Annotated in this window: 24 protein-coding genes; 13 read left to right on the top strand and 11 right to left on the bottom strand. The window is 69.2% G+C overall.

Features of this window, described 5'->3' with window-relative positions:
* Genes WD026_RS01560 through WD026_RS01550 form a run of 3 tightly spaced genes read right to left on the bottom strand, consistent with a single transcriptional unit; the run spans window position 1 to window position 2,764 of the window.
* On the bottom strand, window positions 1–1,167 hold the full coding sequence (locus WD026_RS01560) for an MFS transporter (RefSeq protein ID WP_425721905.1): 1,167 nt from the start codon (window positions 1,165–1,167) through the stop codon (window positions 1–3).
* Window position 1,168: 1 nt separating this feature from the next.
* Window positions 1,169–2,269 (bottom strand): chorismate synthase, encoded by a 1,101-nt coding sequence (gene aroC / locus WD026_RS01555; protein ID WP_425721904.1) that lies wholly within the window; start codon window positions 2,267–2,269, stop codon window positions 1,169–1,171.
* Between the two features lie 9 nt (window positions 2,270–2,278).
* The gene (locus WD026_RS01550) at window positions 2,279–2,764 is read right to left on the bottom strand and encodes a CBS domain-containing protein (protein WP_425721903.1); all 486 of its coding nucleotides are present in this window, start codon (window positions 2,762–2,764) and stop codon (window positions 2,279–2,281) included.
* Window positions 2,765–2,861: 97 nt separating this feature from the next.
* Here WD026_RS01550 and WD026_RS01545 point away from each other — a divergent pair, with 97 nt between their 5' ends.
* Together WD026_RS01545 and WD026_RS01540 are read left to right on the top strand one after the other, a co-directional pair.
* Window positions 2,862–4,181, top strand: a complete 1,320-nt coding sequence (locus WD026_RS01545; RefSeq protein ID WP_425721902.1) for an O-acetylhomoserine aminocarboxypropyltransferase — start codon at window positions 2,862–2,864, stop codon at window positions 4,179–4,181.
* A 2-nt stretch (window positions 4,182–4,183) separates the two neighbouring features.
* On the top strand, window positions 4,184–5,020 hold the full coding sequence (locus WD026_RS01540) for an alpha/beta fold hydrolase (RefSeq protein WP_425721901.1): 837 nt from the start codon (window positions 4,184–4,186) through the stop codon (window positions 5,018–5,020).
* Here WD026_RS01540 and WD026_RS01535 read toward each other — a convergent pair whose 3' ends face one another.
* Window positions 5,021–6,289 carry a YihY family inner membrane protein gene (locus WD026_RS01535; protein WP_425721900.1) on the bottom strand — a complete coding sequence of 423 codons (1,269 nt, stop codon included), beginning with the start codon at window positions 6,287–6,289 and terminating at the stop codon, window positions 5,021–5,023. It lies immediately after the preceding gene.
* A gap of 72 nt (window positions 6,290–6,361) precedes the next feature.
* Here WD026_RS01535 and WD026_RS01530 point away from each other — a divergent pair, with 72 nt between their 5' ends.
* From WD026_RS01530 to xth, 8 genes are read left to right on the top strand one after another with little or no spacing between them, the layout of a single operon-like run.
* Window positions 6,362–6,826, top strand: coding sequence for a DUF2069 domain-containing protein (locus WD026_RS01530; RefSeq protein WP_425721899.1), 465 nt, complete (start codon window positions 6,362–6,364; stop codon window positions 6,824–6,826).
* The gene (locus WD026_RS01525; protein ID WP_425721898.1) at window positions 6,823–8,244 is read left to right on the top strand and encodes an FAD-binding oxidoreductase; all 1,422 of its coding nucleotides are present in this window, start codon (window positions 6,823–6,825) and stop codon (window positions 8,242–8,244) included. Before WD026_RS01530 ends, WD026_RS01525 begins: the two co-directional genes overlap by 4 nt.
* Window positions 8,245–8,301: 57 nt before the next feature.
* Window positions 8,302–9,144 carry a thymidylate synthase gene (locus tag WD026_RS01520; RefSeq protein WP_425721897.1) on the top strand — a complete coding sequence of 281 codons (843 nt, stop codon included), beginning with the start codon at window positions 8,302–8,304 and terminating at the stop codon, window positions 9,142–9,144.
* A complete protein-coding gene (locus tag WD026_RS01515; RefSeq protein ID WP_425721896.1) occupies window positions 9,144–10,070 on the top strand; it encodes a DMT family transporter in 927 nt (308 codons plus the stop codon). Before WD026_RS01520 ends, WD026_RS01515 begins: the two co-directional genes overlap by 1 nt.
* 3 nt (window positions 10,071–10,073) lie before the next feature.
* A complete protein-coding gene (locus tag WD026_RS01510; protein ID WP_425721895.1) occupies window positions 10,074–10,574 on the top strand; it encodes a dihydrofolate reductase in 501 nt (166 codons plus the stop codon).
* Entirely contained in the window at window positions 10,571–11,212 is a 642-nt protein-coding gene (gene queE / locus WD026_RS01505; RefSeq protein WP_425721894.1) for a 7-carboxy-7-deazaguanine synthase, read from the top strand. The genes WD026_RS01510 and queE overlap by 4 nt, the downstream gene beginning before the upstream one ends.
* On the top strand, window positions 11,209–11,595 hold the full coding sequence (locus WD026_RS01500) for a 6-carboxytetrahydropterin synthase (RefSeq protein ID WP_425721893.1): 387 nt from the start codon (window positions 11,209–11,211) through the stop codon (window positions 11,593–11,595). The genes queE and WD026_RS01500 overlap by 4 nt, the downstream gene beginning before the upstream one ends.
* Before the next feature lie 20 nt (window positions 11,596–11,615).
* Window positions 11,616–12,380, top strand: a complete 765-nt coding sequence (gene xth / locus WD026_RS01495) for an exodeoxyribonuclease III (RefSeq protein WP_425721892.1) — start codon at window positions 11,616–11,618, stop codon at window positions 12,378–12,380.
* Window positions 12,381–12,383: 3 nt separating this feature from the next.
* Here the strand turns inward: xth and ntrC are convergent, their stop codons facing one another.
* The 6 genes from ntrC to WD026_RS01465 form a co-directional block, all read right to left on the bottom strand.
* Window positions 12,384–13,919: a nitrogen regulation protein NR(I) gene (gene ntrC, locus WD026_RS01490; RefSeq protein ID WP_425721891.1), complete on the bottom strand. Its 1,536-nt coding sequence runs from the start codon at window positions 13,917–13,919 to the stop codon at window positions 12,384–12,386.
* 38 nt (window positions 13,920–13,957) lie between these two features.
* A complete protein-coding gene (glnL, locus tag WD026_RS01485) occupies window positions 13,958–15,043 on the bottom strand; it encodes a nitrogen regulation protein NR(II) (RefSeq protein WP_425721890.1) in 1,086 nt (361 codons plus the stop codon).
* On the bottom strand, window positions 15,040–15,498 hold the full coding sequence (locus WD026_RS01480; RefSeq protein WP_425723180.1) for a hypothetical protein: 459 nt from the start codon (window positions 15,496–15,498) through the stop codon (window positions 15,040–15,042). Before WD026_RS01480 ends, glnL begins: the two co-directional genes overlap by 4 nt.
* Before the next feature lie 233 nt (window positions 15,499–15,731).
* Window positions 15,732–17,147 (bottom strand): type I glutamate--ammonia ligase, encoded by a 1,416-nt coding sequence (gene glnA, locus WD026_RS01475; RefSeq protein ID WP_425721889.1) that lies wholly within the window; start codon window positions 17,145–17,147, stop codon window positions 15,732–15,734.
* A gap of 210 nt (window positions 17,148–17,357) precedes the next feature.
* Entirely contained in the window at window positions 17,358–18,185 is an 828-nt protein-coding gene (locus WD026_RS01470; protein ID WP_425721888.1) for a competence/damage-inducible protein A, read from the bottom strand.
* Window positions 18,186–18,204: 19 nt separating this feature from the next.
* Window positions 18,205–19,086 (bottom strand): EI24 domain-containing protein, encoded by an 882-nt coding sequence (locus WD026_RS01465; protein ID WP_425721887.1) that lies wholly within the window; start codon window positions 19,084–19,086, stop codon window positions 18,205–18,207.
* 75 nt (window positions 19,087–19,161) lie between these two features.
* Here WD026_RS01465 and WD026_RS01460 point away from each other — a divergent pair, with 75 nt between their 5' ends.
* Together WD026_RS01460 and WD026_RS01455 are read left to right on the top strand one after the other, a co-directional pair.
* Window positions 19,162–19,965 (top strand): alpha/beta fold hydrolase, encoded by an 804-nt coding sequence (locus WD026_RS01460; RefSeq protein ID WP_425721886.1) that lies wholly within the window; start codon window positions 19,162–19,164, stop codon window positions 19,963–19,965.
* 132 nt (window positions 19,966–20,097) lie between these two features.
* Complete coding sequence (locus WD026_RS01455; protein WP_425721885.1) at window positions 20,098–20,832, top strand: hypothetical protein; 735 nt, start codon at window positions 20,098–20,100, stop codon at window positions 20,830–20,832.
* A gap of 18 nt (window positions 20,833–20,850) precedes the next feature.
* On the opposite strand, the gene WD026_RS01450 is transcribed toward WD026_RS01455, so the two are convergent.
* Window positions 20,851–21,582, bottom strand: coding sequence for a 16S rRNA pseudouridine(516) synthase (locus tag WD026_RS01450; RefSeq protein ID WP_425723179.1), 732 nt, complete (start codon window positions 21,580–21,582; stop codon window positions 20,851–20,853).
* A gap of 153 nt (window positions 21,583–21,735) precedes the next feature.
* On the opposite strand from WD026_RS01450, the gene WD026_RS01445 reads away from it, so the two are divergent.
* On the top strand, window positions 21,736–22,140 hold the full coding sequence (locus tag WD026_RS01445; RefSeq protein WP_425721884.1) for a DUF2306 domain-containing protein: 405 nt from the start codon (window positions 21,736–21,738) through the stop codon (window positions 22,138–22,140).
* Window positions 22,141–22,147 lie beyond the last annotated feature (7 nt).

Below are 22,147 nucleotides of genomic sequence, written 5' to 3'. Positions count from 1 at the left end.
TCAGGCGCTGCGCCGCAGCCACCACACCCGCAGGGCGCACAGCGCTGCAGCCGCACCGCAGGCCGACGACAGCCAGAACACGCTGGCCAGCCCGAAGGCCGAGCTCAACATGCCGCCCACCAGGCCGCCCACGACGCCCGGAAGGCCGTAGCCCAGCACCGCGTACAGCGCCTGGCCGCGTCCACGCAGCCGGCCCGGAAAGTGTTCGCTGATCCAGGCAATGCACACCGTGTGGTGCGCGGCAAAGGTGATGGCATGCAGCGCCTGTGCCAGCACCAGCACCGCCAGCGAAGCCGCCAGGCTGGCGGTGATGCCCATGCGCAGCGCCATGAGCACGGCGGCCAGCACCAGCCAGGCCGGCAGGCTCATGCGCGGCAGCCAGCGCCCCTGGGTGAAGAACCAGCCCACCTCGATGGCCACCGACAGCGCCCACAACAGGCCGATCACCGTCTTGCTGTAGCCCAGCGAATCGAGGTACAGCGACAGGAAGATGTAGATGAAGATGTGCGCCAGCACATGGAAGAACACGGCCGCAAAGAACCAGGCCACGGCTGGCTGGCGCAGCACCGGCCAGATGCGTGGCCGGGTCTGCTCGACATGCACCGGCTCGCGCGCGTCCGGCAACCGCCAGGTGCTGATGGCCACCGCCGCCAGCGTGGCCAGCGTCCAGGCCGGAAAGCTCTGCATGCCGGCATGTTCGAACCAGGCACCGGCCACCACCACCGTCACCAGAAAACCGATGGAGCCCCACACCCGCACCCGGCCGTAGCGGCGGGCGTCAAACCCGCCGTCGCGGCTGACCAGGTGGGCCAGTGCGGCCTCGCTCATGGGCATCATGCCGCTGGTGTGGGTGAACATCAGCAGCAGCACCACGAAGAGGCCGGTGGTGCCCAGGTCGAACCACAAGCCCGTTGACGCCAGCAGCGCCACCGTGGCGCCGTAGCGCAGCAGCCTCACACGTTCGCCGGTGTGGTCGCTCAGCCAGCCCCAGCCGTAGGGCGCGAACAGGCGCGTGGCCGACTGCACCGAGGTCAGCACGCTGATGGCCAGCAGGCCGTAGCCCAGCTCCTTGAGCCACAGCGGCAGGTAGGGGTTGAAGAAGCCGATGTGCGCAAAATAGCTGGCGCTCAGCCAGGAGAACGGCCGCACCGCCTGGGCACCGGCCATGTCAGCTCCGCTGGCGCTCGGCGATGTCGGGGGTGACGGTGCTCACATCACCGCACTGCGCGCGGTGGCGCAGCACATGGTCCATGACCACCAGGGCCAGCAGGGCCTCGGCAATGGGCGTGGCGCGGATGCCCACGCAGGGGTCGTGGCGGCCCTTGGTGATGAGCTCGGTGGGCTCGCCGTTCACATCGATGCTCTGGCGCGGGATCAGGATGGAGCTGGTCGGCTTGATGGCGATCGACACCTCCAGGTCCTGACCGGTGCTGATGCCGCCCAGCACGCCGCCGGCCTTGTTGGCCGCAAAGCCCTCGGGCGTGAGGCTGTCGCCGTGGGTGCTGCCCTTGTCGGCCACGCAGGCAAAACCGGCGCCGATCTCCACGCCCTTGACGGCGTTCAGGCCCATCATGGCGTGGGCGATGTCGGCGTCCAGCCGGTCGTACAGCGGCTCGCCCAGGCCCACCGGCATGCCACTCGCGGTGACGCGGATGCGCGCGCCGCACGAATCGCCGCTCTTGCGCAGGGCCATCATGTAGGTCTCCAGCGCCGACACGTCGGCCACCGGGGCAAAGAACGGGTTGTTCCGCACATGCTCCCAGCTCTCGAAGGGGATGGCCACTTCGCCGATCTGGGTCATGCAGCCCCGGAACTCGATGCCGTGGCGCTCGCGCAGCCACTTGCGGGCCACCGCGCCAGCGGCCACCGTGGGGGCGGTCAGGCGGGCCGAGCTGCGACCGCCACCACGCGGGTCGCGGATGCCGTATTTCTGCCAGTAGGTGTAGTCAGCATGGCCGGGGCGGAAGGTCTGGAGGATGTCGCCGTAGTCCTTGCTGCGCTGGTCGGTGTTGCGGATCAGCAGGGCGATGGGGGCGCCGGTGGTCTGTCCCTGGTACACGCCGGAGAGGATCTCCACCGCATCGGGCTCGTTGCGCTGGGTGACGAAGGGGCTGGTGCCAGGGCGGCGGCGGTCGAGGTCGGCCTGGATGTCGGCGGCATCGAGTGCCATGCCCGGGGGGCACCCGTCGATCACGCAGCCGATGGCCGGGCCGTGGGACTCACCGAAGTTGGTGACGCAAAACAGGGTGCCTAGGGTGTTGCCGCTCATGCGGCCCGATTATCCCCGAGCGGCACCGGAGGCCTCGCCGCCGGCGGCTTCGCCTTCTTCGTCCTGGGGCCAGTCGCGGATGTAGGCCTTGAGCATGCGGTTCTCGAAGTTCTGGCTGTCCACCACCGCCTTGGCCACGTCGTAGAAGCTGATCACGCCCATGAGCATCTTGCTGTCCATGACCGGCATGTAGCGGGTGTGCTTCTCCAGCATCATGGGGCGCACCTGGTCGAGTTCGGTCTCGGGGGTGCAGCTCATGGGGTGGTCGTCCATCACGGTGCGCACCACCTTGCCGCCCAGGGTGCCGCCATTGCGGGCCAGGGTGTGGATGACCTCGCGGAAGGTCAGCATGCCCACCAGCTCGCCGTGTTCCATGACGGCCAGCGAGCCGATGTCGTACTGGGCCATGGTGTCCACCGCGCGCTGCAGGGAGTCCTCGGGGGAGATGGTGTAGAGCGTGCCGCCCTTGACGCGCAGGATGTCGCTGACTTTCATGGCCGTTCTCCTCGTGATTCTGGTGTCGTCCACCCGACCGGGCGGTGAGCCAATATAGCCCACAATACCCCGCGAAACCACATCAGGAGACACCCCCATGGCCGGTCATTCCGACCCCGGGTTCGACACGCTGGCGCTGCACGCCGGTGCCCAGCCCGACCCCGCCACCGGCGCACGCGCCGTGCCCATCCACCTCAGCACCTCGTTCGTCTTCGAGTCGAGCGACCATGCCGCCGCGCTGTTCAATCTGGAGCGCGCAGGCCACGTCTACAGCCGCATCAGCAACCCCACCAACGCGGTGTTCGAGCAGCGCATGGCCGCACTCGAAGGCGGTGTGGGCGCCATTGCCACGGCCAGCGGCCAGGCCGCGCTGCACCTGGCGGTGGCCACGCTCATGGGCGCAGGCTCGCACATCGTGGCCAGCACCGCCCTGTACGGCGGCAGCCAGAACCTGCTGCACTACACCATGCGGCGCTTCGGCATCGAGACCACCTTCGTCAAGCCCGGCGACATCGACGGCTGGAAGGCCGCCGTGCGGTCCAACACCCGCCTGTTCTTCGGCGAGACCGTGGGCAACCCCGGTCTGGACGTGCTGGATGTACCCACCATCGGCCAGATCGCCCGCGAGGCCGGCGTGCCGCTGCTGGTCGACTCCACGCTGACCACGCCCTACCTGGTGCGTCCGCTGGAGCTGGGCGCCGATCTGGTCTACCACTCGGCCACCAAGTTCCTCAGCGGCCATGGCACCGTGATCGGTGGCGTGCTGGTGGACGGCGGCAGCTTCGACTGGGACGCCGCCCATGCGCGGGACGGCCGTTTCGCCGAATTCAGCGAGTCCTACGATGGCTTCCACAACATGGTGTTCACCGAAGAGTCCACCGTGGGCGCCTTCCTGCTGCGGGCCCGCCGCGAGGGCCTGCGCGACTTCGGCGCCTGCATGAGCCCGCACACCGCCTGGCTGATCCTGCAGGGCATCGAAACCCTGTCGCTGCGCATGGACCGCCACATGGCCAACACCGAGAAGGTGGTGCAGTTCCTGGCCAGCCATCCGCTGGTCTCGCGCGTGGGGCACCCCTTGCTCGAATCGCACCCCAGCCACCAACTGGCCGAACGCATCCTGCGCTTCGGCGCGCGGGGCGCGGGTTCGGTGTTCAGCTTCGACATCGCCGGCAGCCGCGCCCAGGGCAAGGCCTTCATCGAAGCGCTCAAGATCTTCAGCCACCTGGCCAACGTGGGCGACTGCCGCTCGCTGGTGATCCACCCGGCCAGCACCACCCACTTCCGCATGAGCGACGAGGCCCTGGCCGGTGCGGGCATCGGCCCCGGCACCATCCGCCTGTCCATCGGCCTGGAAGACGCCGACGACCTGATCGACGACCTCAAGCGCGCCCTCAAGGCGGCAGAAAAGGCGGCCTGACCATGATGCTCAACGTCAACGGCGCCGCCACCTACGCCTACACCGGCGGCAAGCCCTTCGATGCCGCCAAGCCCACCGTGGTGATGATCCACGGCGTGCTCAACGACCACAGCGTCTGGGCCCTGCAGAGCCGCTACCTGGCCAACCACGGCTTCAATGTGCTGGCCATCGACCTGCCCGGCCACTGCCGCAGCCAGGGCGAGGCACCGGCCTCGGTGGAAGCCGCAGCCGATTTCATCGGCGCCCTGCTGGATGCGGCCGGCGTGCAGCAGGCCGCGCTGGTGGGCCACAGCTGGGGTTCGCTGATCGCCATGGAGGCCGCCGCCCGGTTCCCGGATCGCATCAGCCATCTGGTGCTGGTGGGCACGGCCTTCCCCATGAAGGTGTCGCCGGCCCTCATCCAGGCCTCGCTGGAAGAACCCGAGAAGGCGCTGCGCATGGTCAATGTGTTCTCGCGCAGCACGCTGGCGGCACCGCCCTCGGCCCTGGGCCCGGGCACCTGGGTGTATGGCGCCGGCATGGCGCTGGGCCGCCGCGTGCTGCGCAGCAACCCGGCGGTGAACGTGTTCCACCGCGGGTTTGTCGCCTGCGACAGCTATGCCGGCGGGGTGGTGGCCATGCAGAACGGGCGCTGCCCGGTGCTGTTCGTGCTGGGTGCGGCCGACCAGATGACGCCGCCCAAGGCCGCGCAAGGCCTGGTGGATGCGGCCCGCGCCGCCGGCCGCACGGTGGAGGTGACCCGGGTGCCGGTGGGCCACCACCAGATGACCGAAGCGCCTGACGCCACGCTGTTCGCCCTGCGCGACTTCCTGCAGCGGCGCGCGCCGCAGCCGGCCTGATCAGGCGTTGATGACCGGGGCAGCGCCCGGGGGCAGCACCCCGGGCGTGAGCGCCTCGGCCAGCGTCAGGTCGGCCCAGCGGCTCTGGTCCCAGAAGCGCAGGGTGCTGGCCTGGCGGGTCAGCAGCAGGCGTTCGGCCAGGGCCGCCATGGGCGTGCTGGCGGGGTCGACGAGCACCACGTAACGTTCACCCTCTTCGTTCAGGCGGCCCAGCCAGTCCAGCGCCACCAGCGCGGCGACCGGCTCTTCCAGCTGCAGCGGATCCACCCGCAGCGCCTGGGCCAGGGCCTCCAGGCTCAGGCCGCGTGGCTGGCCGTCGCGCACCGCCAGCAGCCGCTCCATCACCTCCAGCGCCAGCTGGAAGCTCCAGCCCGGCGCGTCGCCGCGCCGGGCCACGCCGGTCAGCAGGCTGGGCAGGTAGGCCGTGACGACCGCCCCCAGCAGCACGATGACCCACGCCACATAGAACCAGATGAGCAGGATGGGCAGCGTGGCAAAGGTGCCGTAGAGCACCGAATACGTGGGCACCGCCTTGAGGTACCAGCCCAGCGCCTGCTTGGCCAGCTCCAGCGCGGTGGCCGCAAACAGGCCCCCGGTGAGCGCGTGCGACCAGCGCACCCGGGTATGCGGCACGTAGTGGTAGAGCGCCGCCAGCCCGCCGGTGACCAGCACCACCTGCAGCGAATCCAGCAGCAGCCGCACCGTGCCGGTGAGGCTGCCCGGCACGCCCCTTGAGTAGGCAATGGCGTACGAGGTGACGGTGACGCTGCCGGCCAGCAGCAGCGGCCCCAGGGTCAGCACCGCCCAATAGACGAGCACCCGCTGGGTCAGCGAACGCGGCTGGCGCACCCGCCAGATGTCGTTGAGCTTGCGGTCGATGGTGAGGATGAGCGCCAGCGCGGTGAACAGCAGGAACAGCGCGCCGGCCCAGCCCATCTGCGAGGCCTTGCTGGAGAACTGGTTGAGGTAGATCAGCACCTGGCGGGCGATGTTGTCCGGCACCAGGCTCTGCACCAGCCAGCGCTGCAGGGTGACCTGCAGGCGGTCGAACATGGGGAAGGCGCTGAACACCGCCAGAGCCACCGTGAACAAGGGCACCAGCGAGATGGTGGTGGTGAAGGTCAGGCTGCTGGCGGTCACGCCCAGGCGGTCTTCCCGGAAGCGCTCGCGCAGGGTCACGGCCGTGTTGCGCCACGGAAAACTGCGGGCGTTGCGCCACAGGGTGCGCAGCAGGGATTCGGCGGCGGCCAGCCGGTCGGACAGGGTCATCCCGGTATCATGCCAGCCCGCCCCGATGCCTCGGGGCGCCCCCTTTTTCACTGCCCTTCCGGACACCCCGACATGACCGCATCCACCCCCCGCTCCGCCATCCAGACCACCCGCTGGCTGGCGGTGGGCAGCCTGATCGGCCTGATCGCGGTCGGCCTGGCCTGGGAAATGGTGGTGGCCCCCTTGCGGCCGGGTGGCTCGTGGTGGGCGCTCAAGGTGCTGCCGCTGGCGCTGCCCCTGGCAGGCCTGCTGAAGAACCGCATGTACACCTACCGCTGGGTCAGCCTGCTGGTGTGGCTGTACTTCACCGAGGGCGTGGTGCGGGCCACCAGCGGCGAAGCCGGCGCCTCCACCCTCATGGCCGTGCTGCAGACGGCGCTGTGCCTGGTGCTGTTCGTGGCCTGCGCCATGCATGTGCGCATCCGTCTGAAGGCCGCCGGCAAGGAAGCCGTGGCAGCCGACGCCGCTGCTGCCGCCGCCGCGGCCGAAGCCCGGGTGCAGCCCGCTGCCCCGCGCAACCCGGAGGCCCTGCCATGACCGCCCCGTCCTTGATCGATGCCTTGAGGGCCGCCGTGGGCGACGCCCACGTGCTCACCGCCGACCACCACGACCTCACCGCCTACGAGCAGGACTGGCGCAAGCGCGCCCGGGGCCGTGCCCTGGCCGTGGTGCGGCCGGGCAGCACCACCGAGGTGGCGGCGGTGGTGAAGGCCTGCGTGGCCGCTGGCGTGGCGCTGGTGCCGCAGGGCGGCAACACCGGCCTGGTGGTCGGCTCCACGCCCGATGACTCGGGCCGGCAGGTGGTGCTGAACCTGGGCCGCATGACCGCGGTGCGCAGCATCGACGCCGCCAACCTGACCATGACGGTGGAAGCCGGCTGCGTGCTGCAGTCGGTGCAGGAAGCGGCCGAGCAGGCCGGCCTGCTGTTCCCCCTGAGCCTGGCCGCCGAAGGCAGCTGCACCATCGGCGGCAACCTGGCCACCAACGCCGGCGGCACCCAGGTGGTGCGCTACGGCAACGCCCGCGATCTGTGCCTGGGCCTGGAAGTGGTCACCGCGCAAGGCGAGGTCTGGAACGGCCTGGGCGGCCTGCGCAAGGACAACACCGGCTACGACCTGCGCGACCTGTTCGTGGGCAGCGAAGGCACGCTGGGCATCATCACCGCCGCCACGCTCAAGCTGTATCCGCAACCGGCGGCGCAGCTCACCGCCTGGGCCGCCGTGCCGTCCATGGAGGCCGCCGTGGCCCTGCTGGCCCTGGCCCACCGCCACCTGGGGCCGGGCCTGACCGGCTTCGAGGTGATGGGTCAGTTCGCCCTGGGCCTGGTGGACCGCCACTTCCCCCAGCTGCGGGTGCCGCTGTGGCAGGACAGCCCGTACTGCGTGCTGCTGGAGAACAGCGACAGCGAAAGCGAGGAACACGCCCGCGCCCAGTTCGAACGCCTGCTGGAAACCGCGCTCGATGCCGGCCACGTGACCGACGCGGTGGTAGCCGAGAGCCTCGCCCAGGCCCACGCCCTGTGGCACATCCGCGAGAGCATTCCGCTGGCGCAGGCCGAAGAAGGCCTGAACATCAAGCACGACATCAGCATCCCGGTCTCGCGCATCCCGGCCTTCTGTGCCGAGACCGACGCCCTGCTGGCCCGCGAGATCCCGGGTGTGCGGCTGGTCAACTTCGGGCACCTGGGCGACGGCAACCTGCACTACAACGTGCAGGCCCCGGTGGATGGCGACCCGGTGCGTTTCCTGGCCGAGCAGGAGGCGCGGGTCAACACCCTGGTGTTCGACGCCGTGGCCCGGCACGGCGGCTCCATCAGCGCCGAGCACGGCGTGGGCAGCCTCAAGGCCGCCTGCCTGCCGCATTACAAGGATCCGGTGGCCCTGGGCCTGATGCGGTCCATCAAGACCGCGCTGGACCCGCAGGACCTCATGAACCCGGGTCGCGTGCTGGCCTGAGGCCCGCCGGACCGATTCGGGGGAAAATCCCCCTTTGCCTCCAATACCCCAGCCACCATGTCTGCTGCCAGCCCCCGCCCCGTGCGTTCCCAGTACGAAGACTTCATGCGCCACGTCTACACGACCGGCGTGCAGAAGACCGACCGCACCGGCACCGGCACCACCAGCGTGTTCGGCCACCAGATGCGCTTCGACCTCAACGAAGGCTTCCCGCTGGTGACGACCAAAAAGGTGTTCCTGAAGGCCCTCATCGTGGAGCTGCTGTGGTTCCTGCGCGGCGACAGCAACGTGCGGTGGCTGCAGGAGCGCGGCTGCACCATCTGGGACGAGTGGGCCCGTGAAGACGGCGACCTGGGCCCGGTGTACGGCGTGCAATGGCGCAGCTGGCCCACGCCGGACGGCGGCCACATCGACCAGATCAGCGAGGTGGTGAAGCAGCTGCGCACCAACCCGGATTCGCGCCGCATCATCGTGAGCGCCTGGAACGTGGCCGACCTGAACAAGATGGCGCTCATGCCCTGCCACGCCTTCTTCCAGTTCTATGTGGCGCCGCCCCAGGCACCGGGCGAACGTGGCAAGCTCAGCTGCCAGCTCTACCAGCGCAGCGCCGACATCTTTCTGGGCGTGCCGTTCAACATCGCCAGCTACGCGCTGCTCACCCACATGCTGGCGCAGCAGTGCGACCTGGACGTGGGCGACTTCATCTGGACCGGGGGCGACTGCCACATCTACAGCAACCACCACGAGCAGGTGGAGCTGCAGCTCTCGCGCCAGCCCTTCCCCTACCCCACGCTGAACATCCGCCGCAAGCCCGACTCGATCTTCGACTACCAGTACGAGGACTTCGAGGTGCTCGACTACCAGCACCACCCGGCCATCAAGGCGCCGGTGGCCGTCTGATGCCGGCTGCCATGCTCAGCCGCCGCCAGCTGTGGGGCCTGCTGGCCCTCACGCTGATGTGGGGGGTCAACTGGCCCATGATGAAGCTGTCGCTGCAGGAGATGCCACCGCTGTACTTCCGGGCCAGCACCATGTGCCTGGGCGCGGCCTGGCTGTTCGTGTATGTGCGCGGCCAGGGTGAACGCATGTGGCCGCGCCGGGACGAGTGGGCCACCATCGCCTGGCTGGGCCTGCCCAATGTGCTGGGCTGGCACACGCTGTCCATCTTCGGCGTGCAGGCGCTGGCCTCGGGGCGCGCCGCCATCCTGGGCTTCACCATGCCCATCTTCACCGTGCTGCTGGGCGCGCTGTTCTTCCAGGAGCGCATCACGCCGCGCGTGCGGGTGGCGGTGCTGAGCGCCGGCATCGCCATCGGCCTGCTGCTGTGGCACGAACTGCAGAGCCTCAGCGGCCGGCCGGTGGGTATCGCCTGGATGCTGGGCGCCGCCATCTGCTGGGGCCTGGGCACGCTGCTGTTCCGCCGCTCCAGCTTCACTCTTTCGCCCATGGTGGTGACGGTGTGGATGCTGCTGCTGGGCAGCGCCGTGGTGTGGGCCCTGGCGATTGCCTTCGAGCCGGTGCCCGATGTATCCAGCTTCAGCGGTGCCATGTGGCTGAGCCTGCTGTACGGGGTGCTCATCAACTACGGCGTGGCGCAGCTCATCTGGTTCGGTCTGGCGCGCCACCTGCCGCCGGCCACGAGTGCCATGAGCGTCATGGCCATTCCGCTGGTGGGCACACTCAGCGCCACCTTCATCGTGGGCGAGATCCCGCACTGGCAGGACTGGCTGGCCATCGGCTTCGTCATGATGGCCATCGCCAGCGTGCTGCTGCCCGCCCCGGGCCGCGCCACCGCCACCCCTCCCGCTGCCGGACGCCGCACCTGAACCATGGCCACCCTGCCCCGCCTCCACCTCATCCTGGCCCGCGCCGCCAACGGCGTGATCGGCCTGGACAACCGCATGCCCTGGCACCTGCCGGAAGACCTGGCCCACTTCAAGCGCACCACCCTGGGCTGCCCGGTGGTGATGGGCCGCAAGACCTGGGACTCGCTGCCGCCGCGCTTCCGGCCGCTGCCGGGCCGCGCCAACATCGTGCTCAGCCGCGACGCCACCTGGCAGGCTGAAGGCGCGCAGCGCGCCGCCTCGCTCGACGAGGCCCTGACCCTGTGCGCCGGCCAGCCCGATGTGTGGGTGATCGGTGGTGCGCAGATCTACGCGCAGGCGCTGCCGCGTGCCCACAGCGCCGTGGTCACCGAGATCGACCGCGCGTTTGAAGGCGATGCCTTTGCCCCCACCTTCGGCCCGGAGTGGGTGGAAACGCACCGCGAGGCCCATGTGTCGGCCGACGGCCTGCCCTTTGCCTTCGTGACGCTGGAGCGCCGGCCATGAGCTATGCGGTGAAGGAAGTCTTCTACACGCTGCAGGGCGAAGGCCTGCGCGCCGGCCGCCCGGCCGTGTTCTGCCGCATGGCTGGCTGCAACCTCTGGAACGGCCGCGAGGAAGACCGCGAGACCGCCGTCTGCCGGTTCTGCGACACCGACTTCGTGGGCACCGACGGCGTGCGCGGCGGCAAGTTCGCGCAGGCAGCCGATCTGGCCGCGCTGGTGGCCTCGCTCTGGCCCGAAGGCCAGGGCCACCGCTACATCGTCATCACCGGCGGCGAGCCCATGCTGCAGATCGACCAGGCGCTGATCGACGCGCTGCACGCCCAGGGCTTCGAGATCGCGGTGGAAACCAACGGCACCCTGCCGGTGCCCGAGGGCATCGACTGGATCTGCGTGAGCCCCAAGGCCGGTGCCGACTGGGTGCAGCGGCGCGGCCACGAACTCAAGCTGGTGTACCCGCAGCCCGGGCTGATGCCCGAGGCGGTGGACGCCATGACCGACCTGCACTTCGACCACTGGCTGCTGCAGCCCATGGACGGCCTGCTGCGCCAGCAGAACACCCGCCGCGCCATCGACCTGTGCCAGGCCCGCCCGCGCTGGCGCCTGTCCCTGCAGACCCACAAGATCCTGGACATCCCATGAGCACGAGCCCGCAACCCGCCGTGGCGCTGCACGAACTCTCGCAGCGCTTCTACTTTGAATCCGCCCACACCCTGCGCCGCACCATCGAGGCCGAAGGCAGCCGCCGTGTCCACGGCCACACCTACGAGGCCGAAGTGACGGTGCGCGGCACGCCGGATGCCGGCGGCATGGTGATCGACCTGGCCTACCTGCGCCGCACCATCGCCACCCTGCGCGAGAAGCTGGACCATCACTTCCTCGACGAGGTGGAAGGCATCGGCATTCCCACGCTGGAAAACCTCTGCAGCTACATCCGCCGCGAACTCGAGCCGCAGGTGCCCGGCCTGTGTGCGGTGAGCGTGTGGCGCCAGGCCAGCGGCGACCGCTGCGCGCTGCGCTGGTGAACCTCCGAGGAATCGAACCCATGCAACTCGCCACCTGGAACGTCAACTCCCTCTCCGTCCGCCTGCCGCAGGTGCTGGACTGGCTCGCCGCCCACCCGGTGGACGTGCTGGCGCTGCAGGAACTCAAGCTCACCGACGACAAGTTCCCGGCCCAGGCCTTTGCCGACGCCGGTTACCAGGCCCAGTGGTTCGGCCAGAAGACCTACAACGGCGTGGCCCTGATCAGCCGCGCACCGGCCGCCGACGTGGTGAAGAACATCCCCGGCTTCCCGGACGAGCAGTCGCGGGTGCTGTGCGCCACCATCGACGGCGTGCGGGTGATCGGCGCCTACTTCCCCAACGGCCAGGCGCCGGGCAGCGACAAGTTCGCCTACAAGATGGCCTGGCTGACCGCGCTGCGCGAATGGGTGAAGGCCGAGATGGCCGCGCACCCGCAGCTGGTGCTCATGGGCGACTACAACATCACCTTCGACGACGCCGATGTGTGGGACCCGGACGGCCTGCGCGAGACCATCCACTGCACCACGGAAGAGCGCGCCCACCTGCAGGCCCTGATCGGCCTGGGCCTGCACGATGCGCACCGCCTGTTCGAGCAGCCCCCCAAGAGCTTCAGCTGGTGGGACTACCGCATGCTGGGCTTCCAGAAGAACCGGGGGCTGCGCATCGACCACATCCTGATCACCGATGCGCTCAAGGCCCGCGCCACGGCCTGCACCATCGACCGCGCCCCGCGCAAGAACACCCAGCCCAGCGACCACGCGCCGGTGGTGCTCACGCTGGGCTGAGGCTCACTCCAGGTCCAGTTCCTGGATCTTGCGGGTGATGGTGTTGCGGCCGATGCCCAGCTTGTGGGCGGCCTCGATGCGACGGCCGCGCGTGTTGGCCAGCGCGGTCTGGATCAGGCGGGTCTCGAAGCGGCGGGTCAGCACATCCCACACGTCGGTGCGGCCGGTCTCCAGCAGCGCCAGGGCCTCGGCCTGCAGGCCCTGCTCCCAGGTGATGCCGCCGACGTCCGGGGCCGTCGAACCATTGAGGGTCGACGGCGCAACGGTCAGGGGCGCAGCCGCCGTGCCGGCGACGGCCGTCGGGGCGATGCCGGCCACGGGCGACGGCAGCGCAGCCCCCACCGGGTCGTCGGCGCCGGTCTGCGCCGTGGCCACACTGCCCAGCACCTCCGGCGGCAGGTCCTTGACCTCGATCACCTGGGCCGGCGCCATCACGGTGAGCCAGTGGCACAGGTTCTCCAGCTGGCGCACGTTGCCGGGAAAGTCGAAATTGCCCAGCAGCTTGATCGCCGGCTCGGAAATGCGCTTGGGCTCCACACCCAGCTGACGCGCACTCTGCTGCAGGAAGAAGCGGGTGAGCATGGGCACGTCCTCGCGCCGCTCGCGCAGCGCCGGCAGGCGCAGGCGGATCACGTTGAGGCGGTGGAACAGGTCCTCGCGGAACACGCCTTCCTTGACGCGCTGCTCCAGGTTCTGGTGCGTGGCCGCGATCACGCGCACATTGGCGCGCACCGCGCTGTGGCCACCCACGCGGTAGAAGTGCCCGTCGGACAGCACCCGCAGCAAGCGGGTCTGCAGATCGAACGGCATGTCGCCGATTTCGTCCAGGAAGAGCGTGCCGCCGTCGGCCTGCTCGAAGCGGCCACGGCGCATGGTCTGGGCACCGGTGAAGGCGCCCCGTTCGTGGCCGAACAGCTCGCTTTCCAGCAGGTCCTTCGGAATGGCGGCGGTGTTGATGGCCACGAAGGGGCCATTGGCGCGCGGCGAATGCTTGTGCAGGGCGCGGGCCACCAGTTCCTTGCCGGAGCCCGACTCGCCGGTGATCAGCACCGTGACCTGGCTCTGCGAGAGCCGGCCGATGGCGCGGAACACGTCCTGCATGGCGGGCGCCTGGCCCAGCATCTCGGGCACGGCACTCATGCGCTCCTCGGCCACCTCCTCGCGCTGGCTTTCCTCCACCGCGCGGCGGATCAGCTCCACGGCCTTGGGCAGGTCGAAGGGCTTGGGCAGGTATTCGAAGGCACCACCCTGGAAGGCGCTGACGGCGCTGTCCAGGTCGGAGAAGGCGGTCATGATGATCACCGGCAGGCCCGGCAGACGCTCCTTGACCTTCTCCAGCAGTTCCAGACCGGAGCCCCCCGGCATGCGGATGTCGCTCACCAGGATCTGCGGTCCCTCGGCGTCGGGGGTGTCGGTCAGGGCCCGCAGCACGTCCTGCGGGTGGGTGAAGCTGCGGGTGGGCAGGTTCTCGCGCAGCAGCGCTTTTTCGAGCACGAAGCGGATCGATTGGTCGTCATCCACTATCCAGATCGGCTTCATGTGTCGGTGGTCCTTTGCGGGCGCTTGTGTGATGTGTCCTAGGGCAGCGGGATCAGGATCTTGAAGTCCGTGTGTCCCGGTGTGCTCTCGCACTCGATCAGGCCATGGTGTTGCTGCACGAAGGTTTGCGCCAGCGTCAGCCCCAGGCCGGACCCTCCATCGCGCCCCGATACCAGGGGAAAGAAGATGCGGTCCTTGATCGAGTCCGGCACGCCGGGCCCGTTGTCCATCACATGCAATTCCAGTGCCAGCCGGTAGCGCTGCTTGCCGAAAGTCACCTGCCGTCCCACCCGGGTGCGGAAGGTGATGCGTGCATCACCGGCCGCAATGCGTTCGGACAGGGCCTGCGCCGCGTTGTGGGCGATGTTGAGCACCGCCTGGATGAGCTGCTCTCGGTCGCCGCGGAACTCGGGGATGGAGATGTCGTAGTCGCGCACCACCTTGAGGCCGCGCGGGAACTCGGCCAGGATCAGCGAGCGCACCCGTTCGCACACCTCGTGGATGTTCACGTCGCCCACCACATGCGGGCGGCGGTGCGGCGCCAGCAGCCGGTCCACCAGCGACTGCAGGCGGTCGGCCTCGTGGATGATGACCTGGGTGTATTCGATCAGCTCCTTGGAATCCAGCTCCATCTGCAGCAGCTGGGCTGCGCCGCGGATGCCCCCCAGCGGGTTCTTGATCTCGTGGGCCAGGTTGCGGATGAGCTCCTTGTTGGCCTGGGCCTGGTCGATCAGCCGCTCCTCCCGCTCCTGGCGGGTCTGCTGCTCCAGCGGCAGCAGCTCCACCACCACCTCGGTCGAGTTCTCGGTCTGGGCCACCACCACGTGCACCGGCAAGGGGTCGTGGGCGGCGCGGCGCAGGAAGGCGTCGTAACGCAGGGCCGCGAATTCGTTGCCCCGGGCGCCTGAGAGCGCGTTGTCCAGCAGCAGGGGGTCGGTGAAGCAGTCCTGCATGCGCGCGCCGGTGATGCTGCGGCGCGACATGCCCAGCGCGTCCTCCAGCGCTGCATTGGCGTACAGCACATGGCCCTGCAGGTCGACCACCGCCACCAGGGTGGCCAGCAGGTCCAGCGACTGGAATCGGCCGGCGACGCCCGAGGCGCCGGGAGCGGCAGCGGCGCTCACCGTCCGCCCGGCTGGCCGCCCAGGCGACCCAGCTCACGCTGCAGGCCGGCCACATCGGCCTCGGCCCGGGTCACGGCGGCCTTGAGCTCGGCCACGCGGTCCAGGTAGCGCTGGTGGTTGCGGCCTTCGATGCCCTGCTTCTCGGGCTCGCCGTTGGCATAGGCCGCGCGGGCTTCGGCCAGACGTGCCTCGGCACGGCGCAGCTCCCCTTCGAGGATGGCACGGGCATCGCTGTCGCGGGCGCGCTGCGAGGCGCTGTCGATGCGTTCGCCGCCGCTGCGCTCGGACGCGCCGCTGCCGCTGCTGCCGGCGGGGCGGTTGGGGGTGGCGGCCGGGCGGGGGCCTTCGATCACGGTGATGTTGCCGCCATCGATCACGGTGCAGTTGCGGGACTTGGCCACCGCCGCGTTGTTGGTGTATTCGTTGCCGCAGCGGTAGATGCGGTCCTGGGCCATGGCGGGCAGCAGGCCGAAGGTGCCCAGCAGGGTCAGGCTGGCCAGGCGGCCGGGGGAGAGGAACAGGTTCTGGGCAGGCACGGTGGCGGCTCCATGGGGTCTGACGTCAGGTCGGGCAGTATGACCGAATCGATCGGGCAAAGTGCCCTGTGCACCAGCGAAGCGGAAGGTCTGGCCGGACGTCAGGCAAAAAAAAGGACGGCCGAAGCCGTCCTTTCTGTCCGACCCGAGGATCAGAGCGAGTAGTACATGTCGTACTCGACCGGGTGCGGAGCCATGCGGAAGCGGGTGACTTCCTGCATCTTCAGTTCGATGTAGGCGTCCAGCATGGAGTCGGTGAACACGCCGCCCTTGGTCAGGAAGGCACGGTCCTTGTCCAGGTACTCCAGGGCCTGGTCCAGGCTGTGGCAGACGGTGGGGACCAGCTTGTCCTCTTCCGGGGGCAGGTGGTAGAGGTCCTTGGTGGCGGCCTCGCCCGGGTGGATCTTGTTCTCCACGCCGTCCAGACCGGCCATCATCAGGGCCGAGAAGCACAGGTACGGGTTGGCCGAGGGATCCGGGAAACGGGCCTCGATGCGGCGACCCTTGGGGTTGGCCACGTACGGGATGCGGATGGAAGCCGAGCGGTTGCGGGCCGAGTAGGCCAGCTTCACCGGGGCTTCGAAGCCGGGCACCAGGCGCTTGTAGCTGTTGGTGCCGGGGTTGGTGATGGCGTTCAGGGCACGGGCGTGCTTGATGATGCCGCCGATGTAGTACAGGGCGAACTCGCTCAGGCCGGCATAGCCGTCGCCAGCGAACAGGTTCTTGCCATCTTTCCAGATCGACTGGTGCACGTGCATGCCGGAGCCGTTGTCGCCGGCGTAGGGCTTGGGCATGAAGGTGGCGGTCTTGCCGTAGGCATTGGCCACGTTCCAGACCACATACTTCAGGACCTGGGTCCAGTCGGCGCGCTCCACCAGGGTGGAGAACTTGGTGCCGATCTCGTTCTGGCCGGCGCCGGCCACTTCGTGGTGGAACACCTCGACCGGGATGCCCAGCGATTCGAGGATCAGCACCATCTCGGCGCGCATGTCCTGGGTGCTGTCGACCGGGGGCACCGGGAAGTAGCCGCCCTTGGTGGTGGGACGGTGGCCGCGGTTGCCGCCTTCGAGCTGCTTGCCGCTGTTCCAGGGGGCTTCGTATTCGTCGATGGCGAACATCACGTTGCCGGGCTCGTTGCTCCAGCGCACGCCGTCGAAGATGAAGAATTCGGGCTCCGGTCCGAAGTAGGCGGTGTCACCCAGGCCGGAGGCCTTCAGGTAGGCCTCGGCGCGCTTGGCGATCGAGCGCGGGTCGCGGTCGTAGGCCTTGCCGTCGCTGGGCTCGACCACGTCGCACTGCAGGAACAGGGTGGTCTCTTCGAAGAAGGGGTCGATGTTGGCGGTGCTCGGGTCGGGCATGAGCTGCATGTCCGAGGCTTCGATGCCTTTCCAGCCGGCGATGGACGAACCGTCGAAGGCATGGCCCGAGGTGAACTTGTCTTCGCCGAAGGCGGAGATCGGCACGGTCACGTGCTGTTCCTTGCCACGGGTGTCGGTGAAGCGGAAGTCAACGAACTTGACTTCGTTGTCTTTCACCATCTGCATCACGTCTGCGACGGTCTTGGCCATCAAATGCTCCTGTACGGGTTGGAAGGGAAAAATCGGTACGGCCTTGGGATAGCAGCTTTCATGCCACCGCAACCGTCAATCAGGCGGCGTGCACCGTTCGGGCAACACAGGCACCAGCACGGGATTATCCCCCAGGGCCGCAGCCCCAGGGCGCTGCGAACGGGGCATCAAGGCCCGGTGAATGCACCTTGTTGGTGCAAAATGGATGCCTTAATTTGGTGCAACCGCTTTTCGCACCATTTCGGGGCCCAGATGGGCACCCGCTTCGCGCAGACCGGCCTGCAGCGCCAGGTAGGCCGCCTCCACCGCCGCCGCCGCGCCCTTGACGCCCAGCTCGATGTGCCGCCCCCACTGCGGGTGGTCCACGCTGGGCAGGCTGAACACCTTGACCGCATGGTCGGCCTCGATGCGCTCCATCAGCGGCGTGAGTGCGGCCTCCATGGCGCCCATGACGATCACCGACTTCTCCAGCCCGGCATCGGTGGTGTGCAGATGGGGGTACAGCTCGTCCAGCACCCACTCGATCATGGGCCAGGCCATGACCGGGAAACCCGGCACGAAGTGCACCGTGCCGCCGCCGGGGCCGTCCAGGCTGAAGCCGGGGATCTTGTTGTAGGGGTTGGGAATGATGCGTGCGCCGGTGGGGAACACGCCCATGTTGTAGCGGTGCACGTTGTCGGGCCGGGCGGGATCGAAGGGCACGCCCTGCTCGGCCGCGATGTCGCGCATGCGGGACTCGATCAGGTCGCGCGCCTGCGGGTGCAACTCCAGTTCGCGGCCGAGTGCAGCGCCGGCGCACTGGCGGGTGTGGTCGTCGGGCGTGGCCCCGATGCCGCCGCACGAGAACACGGTGTCGCCGCTCTGGAACGCCTGGGCCAGCGCCGCCGTGATGCGCTGGCGGTCGTCGCCCACCAGCTGGCACCAGGCCAGCGACAGGCCACGCGCCTGCAGCAGCTGGATGACCTGGGTCATGTGTTTGTCCTGGCGTTTGCCGGACAGGATTTCGTCGCCAATGATGATCAGGCCGAAAGAAGACATGGGTTGAAAGGGGAAACGGTCAGAGCGGGGGCGGCAGGGGGGGCGGTTCGGACGCGGACGCGGGGGCGGCAGCGGGGGCATCGACCACCTCCACCGGCGCCACGATGGGCTCCTGGCGCAGCCGCTCCAGCGCCGCCAGGCAATAGTGGGCAAACCACAGCGACGCAAACGCGAACACCAGCGTGTAGACCCAGATGGCAATGGGCACCAGCAGCGGGGCCAGCGCGATGAACATGGCACCCGACGCCCACAGCAGGCTGGGCGCGGCGCCCACGTAGCCGCTGAGCACGCCCATGACCAGCAGCGAACTGCGGTGGCGGCGCATGAGGGTGCGGCGCTCTTCGGCGGTGGCGTGCTCGGACAGCGCGTCGTAGGTGAACACGCGGTAGGTGAGCCAGCCCCAGATCAGGGGCGGCAGGATCAGCACCAGCGGCGGAATGAACCAGGCCGGCACCGACAGCACCAGCGCCACCAGGGCCAGGGCGGTGGAGCCGGTGGACCACAGCACGCTGGCCAGCAGCGAGCCCCCCTGGCGGCGCTCCAGGGCACCGAAGCGGCGGCGGGCCACCAGGTCGACCATGGCCGGCGTCATGAACAGCGACACCAGCAGCAGGCACAGCACCACGATGGCCGGGGTGGCCAGCACCAGCACCACCAGCGGGGCAAACACGGTGCGCAGCGTGCCCAGGCCCACCCGGTCCAGCCACGACAGGAAGGCCTGCACCAGCTCGAAGGCCTCGAACCAGGCGGTGACGCCGGCCACCGCCGGCTCCCAGAAGAAATAACCCAGGCCGAAGGACAGCACCACCATCATCACCAGCGGGAGGATGGACAGGCCGATCACACGGGGGTGCACGCAGTAAGCCACTGCGCGCCAGAAGGCATCGAACATCAACGACATGGCGCCAAGAATACAACGCGCCCCTTCAACGCAGGCGACAGCGCGGCGGGCACCCCGGCGCCTAGCATGGGCGGCATGCAACGCATCGACATTCATGGGGTGGGCCTGGAGGTGGAGCACATTCCCGGACCGCCCGACCGTGCCCCGCTGGTGTTCCTGCACGAAGGCCTGGGCAGCGTGTCGCTCTGGCGCCAGCGCGGGCGCTCCTGGCCGGCCGAGCTGTGCGCGGCCACCGGCCGCAGCGGCTGGGTGTATTCGCGCCGGGGCTACGGCCAGTCGGACCCGGTGGCCGACGTGCGTGGACCGGGCCGGATGGCCGGCTTCTGGCATGTGGGCCGGCACGACCCCGACTACATGCACCGCGAGGCGCTCGATGTGCTGCCGGCCCTGCTGCAGGCGCTGGGGGTGCAGCGGCCGGTGCTGATCGGCCATTCCGACGGCGCCACCATCGCCCTGCTGCATGCGGCGCACCACGCGGTGACCGCCACCGTGGTGATGGCGCCCCATGTGTTCGTGGAAGACGTGGCGATCCAGGCCATCGCCGCGGCCCGCGACGCCTACGACCAGGGCCTGCGTGAACGCCTGGCCCGCCACCATGCCGATGTGGACAACGCCTTCCGGCAATGGAACGACGTGTGGCTGAGCGAGGCCTTCCGCCGTTTCGACATCCGCACCGAATGCAGCCGCATCACCACCCCGCTGATGCTGGTGCAGGGACGCCAGGACGAATACGGCACGCTGGAGCAGCTGCGGGCCATCGAGCGGGCCGTGCCGCAGGCCGCGACGCTGGAGCTGGACGACTGTGGCCACAGCCCCCACAAGGACCAACCCGAATCGCTCACGGCGGCGGTGACCGGATTCCTGGCGGCGTTCCCGTAAAGCGTCACCCGGGTCCGGTTTTTCAACAAAATTCACACATTTGCATGCTTTTTGGCTCAAGTCGGGCCAGGCTTGCGGTGGCGACGGGCGGTTCTCAATACACTTTGATACAGATAGACCGCCCACCACCCCATGAACACCCTTTCCTGGACCTCGCCATGGCTGCTCGCCGTGCTGCTGCCCGTCGTGGCGGTGGTCGGCGCGTGGCTGCAGCGGGTCTGGACGGCCCGCAGCGCCCGGGCCAAGCGCAAGCTGCCGGATCACTGGCCGCTGGCCATGCGCTCCATCGTCAACAGCGAGGAGGCCCGGGTGTGGCACTGGCTGGCCCGCGCCTTCTATGACCACCACGTCATGATCAAGATGCCGGTCACCCGCTTCACCCTGCCCCGGGAGAAGCAGGAAGGCATGGACTGGTACCGGCTGCTGGGCGGCGTGTACTGCACCTTCACCATCTGCCGGGCCGATGGTCGCGTGGTGGGGTGTGTGGACGTGCCCGGCTCGGCCGGCATCCCGCGCAGCACGCGGGCGGTCAAGCACTCGCTGCTGAGCCAGTGCCATGTGCCTTACTGGGTGGTGCGCTCCAACAGCCTGCCCACGGTGGCCGAGATCCGGGGCGAGTTCCTGGGCGAGACGCCCATGAGCCAGGCCATGCGGGAACGCGAGATGGAAGAGCGCGCCATCATTGCGGCCCAGAACAACCTGCGCACCGCCATCCACCGCCAGCGCAGCACCCGCCACAGCGACTTCGGACCGCTGAGCAACTGGCCCAGCAGCCAGACCGGCGAGCCCCGCAGCGACCTGCCCTCGCAGTGGCAGGACAACTCCTTCCTGGCCCCGCTGGACAGCCGTCGCGGCGACCTGCTCTGAGGGGGCCGCCGGGCCGGCTCAGGCCTTGGCGATGAGCGAAGCCACTTCGTCGGCCGTGAGCCAGCGCCACTGACCAGGCTGCAGGTCCGCCGGCAGATCGATGCGGCCGATGCGCGAGCGGTGCAGCCCCTCCACCCGGTTGCCGGCGGCCGCCACCATGCGCTTGACCTGGTGGTACTTGCCCTCGGTGAGCGTGAGCTGCAGATGGGTCGGTGCCAGCAGCGTGCAGGCCGCCGCCTTCACCGGCTTCGAGTCGTCGTCCAGCACCACGCCGGCGAGCAGGCGGTCCACCAGGGCCGTGTCACCGTCGTGCTTGAGGGTCACTTCGTACACCTTGGGCACATGGTGGCGGGGCGAGGTCATGCGGTGGATGAACTTGCCGTCGTCCGACAGCAGCAGCAGGCCGGTGGTGTCATGGTCGAGCCGGCCCACGGCCTGCACCCCTGCCGACGCACCGCCCCCCCGCTCGCGCAGCGGGCCGGGCAGCAGGGTGTAGACGCCGGGATGGGCACCCGGCTTGTGCGAACACTCGTAGCCGGCCGGCTTGTGCAGCATCAGGTAGGCCCGCTCGTGAAACGCCCAGGCCTGCCCCTGCACCCAGAACCGAAGGCCCTCGGTGTCGAAACGCTGCAGCGGATCGGTGCACACCGCCCCCGGCTCGCCCACCGCCACATGGCCCATCTGCACCAGCCCGAAACAGACCCGGCGGGTGCCGAATCCCTGCGAAAAAAGAATGTCCTGCAACGCCATCATGGTGGGCGGCATTGTGCCTGCGCGCCGGCAACGGCTGCGTCTGGCGACGGCCCGTGTCGTTTCGCTCCCGGCCCCGGTCGTCCCGTCGCATCCCGCTGGGCAGGCGCCGGCCCGGTCGCGACAGTACCCCCATTTCCAGGAGGTCCTGCCATGTCGTTCACACCCTTCGTTGCCATCCACACCGCCGCCGCGCTGGCGGCGGTGGTCATCGGCCCGCTGGCCCTGTGGTCCCGCCGCAGCGGCCATGTGCGCACCCGCCTGCACCGGGGCGCCGGGTATGCCTGGGTCACGGTGATGGTGGTCACCGCTCTGTCGGCCCTGTTCATCCCGGCGGCGCGGCTGCCCCACATCGCCGGCTTCGGGCCGATCCACCTGCTGGTGCCCTTCGTGCTGGTGATGCTGGTGGTGGCCATGCGCCACATGCTGCAGGGCCGGCTGCAGGCCCACCGCCAGACCATGCTGCAGCTCTACATCGGGGCCTGCCTGGTGGCCGGCGCCTTCACCCTGCTGCCGGGGCGGCTGCTGGGGCAATGGGTGCGCTCGCTGCTGGCCTGAGCCGGGC

The sequence above is a fragment of the Hydrogenophaga sp. R2 genome, assembly GCF_049843595.1.
Lineage (GTDB): Bacteria > Pseudomonadota > Gammaproteobacteria > Burkholderiales > Burkholderiaceae_C > Hydrogenophaga.
This window is presented reverse-complemented; position numbering and strand designations above follow the sequence as displayed.

Excerpts from the sequence above, each read along its gene's own strand:
- WD026_RS01560 (WP_425721905.1), bottom strand. The coding sequence starts at position 1,167 with ATGGCCGGTGCCCAGGCGGTGCGGCCGTTCTCCTGGCTGAGCGCCAGC.
- aroC (WP_425721904.1), bottom strand. The coding sequence starts at position 2,269 with ATGAGCGGCAACACCCTAGGCACCCTGTTTTGCGTCACCAACTTCGGT.
- WD026_RS01550 (WP_425721903.1), bottom strand. The coding sequence starts at position 2,764 with ATGAAAGTCAGCGACATCCTGCGCGTCAAGGGCGGCACGCTCTACACC.
- WD026_RS01545 (WP_425721902.1), top strand. The coding sequence starts at position 2,862 with ATGGCCGGTCATTCCGACCCCGGGTTCGACACGCTGGCGCTGCACGCC.
- WD026_RS01540 (WP_425721901.1), top strand. The coding sequence starts at position 4,184 with ATGATGCTCAACGTCAACGGCGCCGCCACCTACGCCTACACCGGCGGC.
- WD026_RS01535 (WP_425721900.1), bottom strand. The coding sequence starts at position 6,289 with ATGACCCTGTCCGACCGGCTGGCCGCCGCCGAATCCCTGCTGCGCACC.
- WD026_RS01530 (WP_425721899.1), top strand. The coding sequence starts at position 6,362 with ATGACCGCATCCACCCCCCGCTCCGCCATCCAGACCACCCGCTGGCTG.
- WD026_RS01525 (WP_425721898.1), top strand. The coding sequence starts at position 6,823 with ATGACCGCCCCGTCCTTGATCGATGCCTTGAGGGCCGCCGTGGGCGAC.
- WD026_RS01520 (WP_425721897.1), top strand. The coding sequence starts at position 8,302 with ATGTCTGCTGCCAGCCCCCGCCCCGTGCGTTCCCAGTACGAAGACTTC.
- WD026_RS01515 (WP_425721896.1), top strand. The coding sequence starts at position 9,144 with ATGCCGGCTGCCATGCTCAGCCGCCGCCAGCTGTGGGGCCTGCTGGCC.
- WD026_RS01510 (WP_425721895.1), top strand. The coding sequence starts at position 10,074 with ATGGCCACCCTGCCCCGCCTCCACCTCATCCTGGCCCGCGCCGCCAAC.
- queE (WP_425721894.1), top strand. The coding sequence starts at position 10,571 with ATGAGCTATGCGGTGAAGGAAGTCTTCTACACGCTGCAGGGCGAAGGC.
- WD026_RS01500 (WP_425721893.1), top strand. The coding sequence starts at position 11,209 with ATGAGCACGAGCCCGCAACCCGCCGTGGCGCTGCACGAACTCTCGCAG.
- xth (WP_425721892.1), top strand. The coding sequence starts at position 11,616 with ATGCAACTCGCCACCTGGAACGTCAACTCCCTCTCCGTCCGCCTGCCG.
- ntrC (WP_425721891.1), bottom strand. The coding sequence starts at position 13,919 with ATGAAGCCGATCTGGATAGTGGATGACGACCAATCGATCCGCTTCGTG.
- WD026_RS01480 (WP_425723180.1), bottom strand. The coding sequence starts at position 15,498 with ATGGCCCAGGACCGCATCTACCGCTGCGGCAACGAATACACCAACAAC.
- glnA (WP_425721889.1), bottom strand. The coding sequence starts at position 17,147 with ATGGCCAAGACCGTCGCAGACGTGATGCAGATGGTGAAAGACAACGAA.
- WD026_RS01470 (WP_425721888.1), bottom strand. The coding sequence starts at position 18,185 with ATGTCTTCTTTCGGCCTGATCATCATTGGCGACGAAATCCTGTCCGGC.
- WD026_RS01465 (WP_425721887.1), bottom strand. The coding sequence starts at position 19,086 with ATGTCGTTGATGTTCGATGCCTTCTGGCGCGCAGTGGCTTACTGCGTG.
- WD026_RS01460 (WP_425721886.1), top strand. The coding sequence starts at position 19,162 with ATGCAACGCATCGACATTCATGGGGTGGGCCTGGAGGTGGAGCACATT.
- WD026_RS01455 (WP_425721885.1), top strand. The coding sequence starts at position 20,098 with ATGAACACCCTTTCCTGGACCTCGCCATGGCTGCTCGCCGTGCTGCTG.
- WD026_RS01450 (WP_425723179.1), bottom strand. The coding sequence starts at position 21,582 with ATGGCGTTGCAGGACATTCTTTTTTCGCAGGGATTCGGCACCCGCCGG.
- WD026_RS01445 (WP_425721884.1), top strand. The coding sequence starts at position 21,736 with ATGTCGTTCACACCCTTCGTTGCCATCCACACCGCCGCCGCGCTGGCG.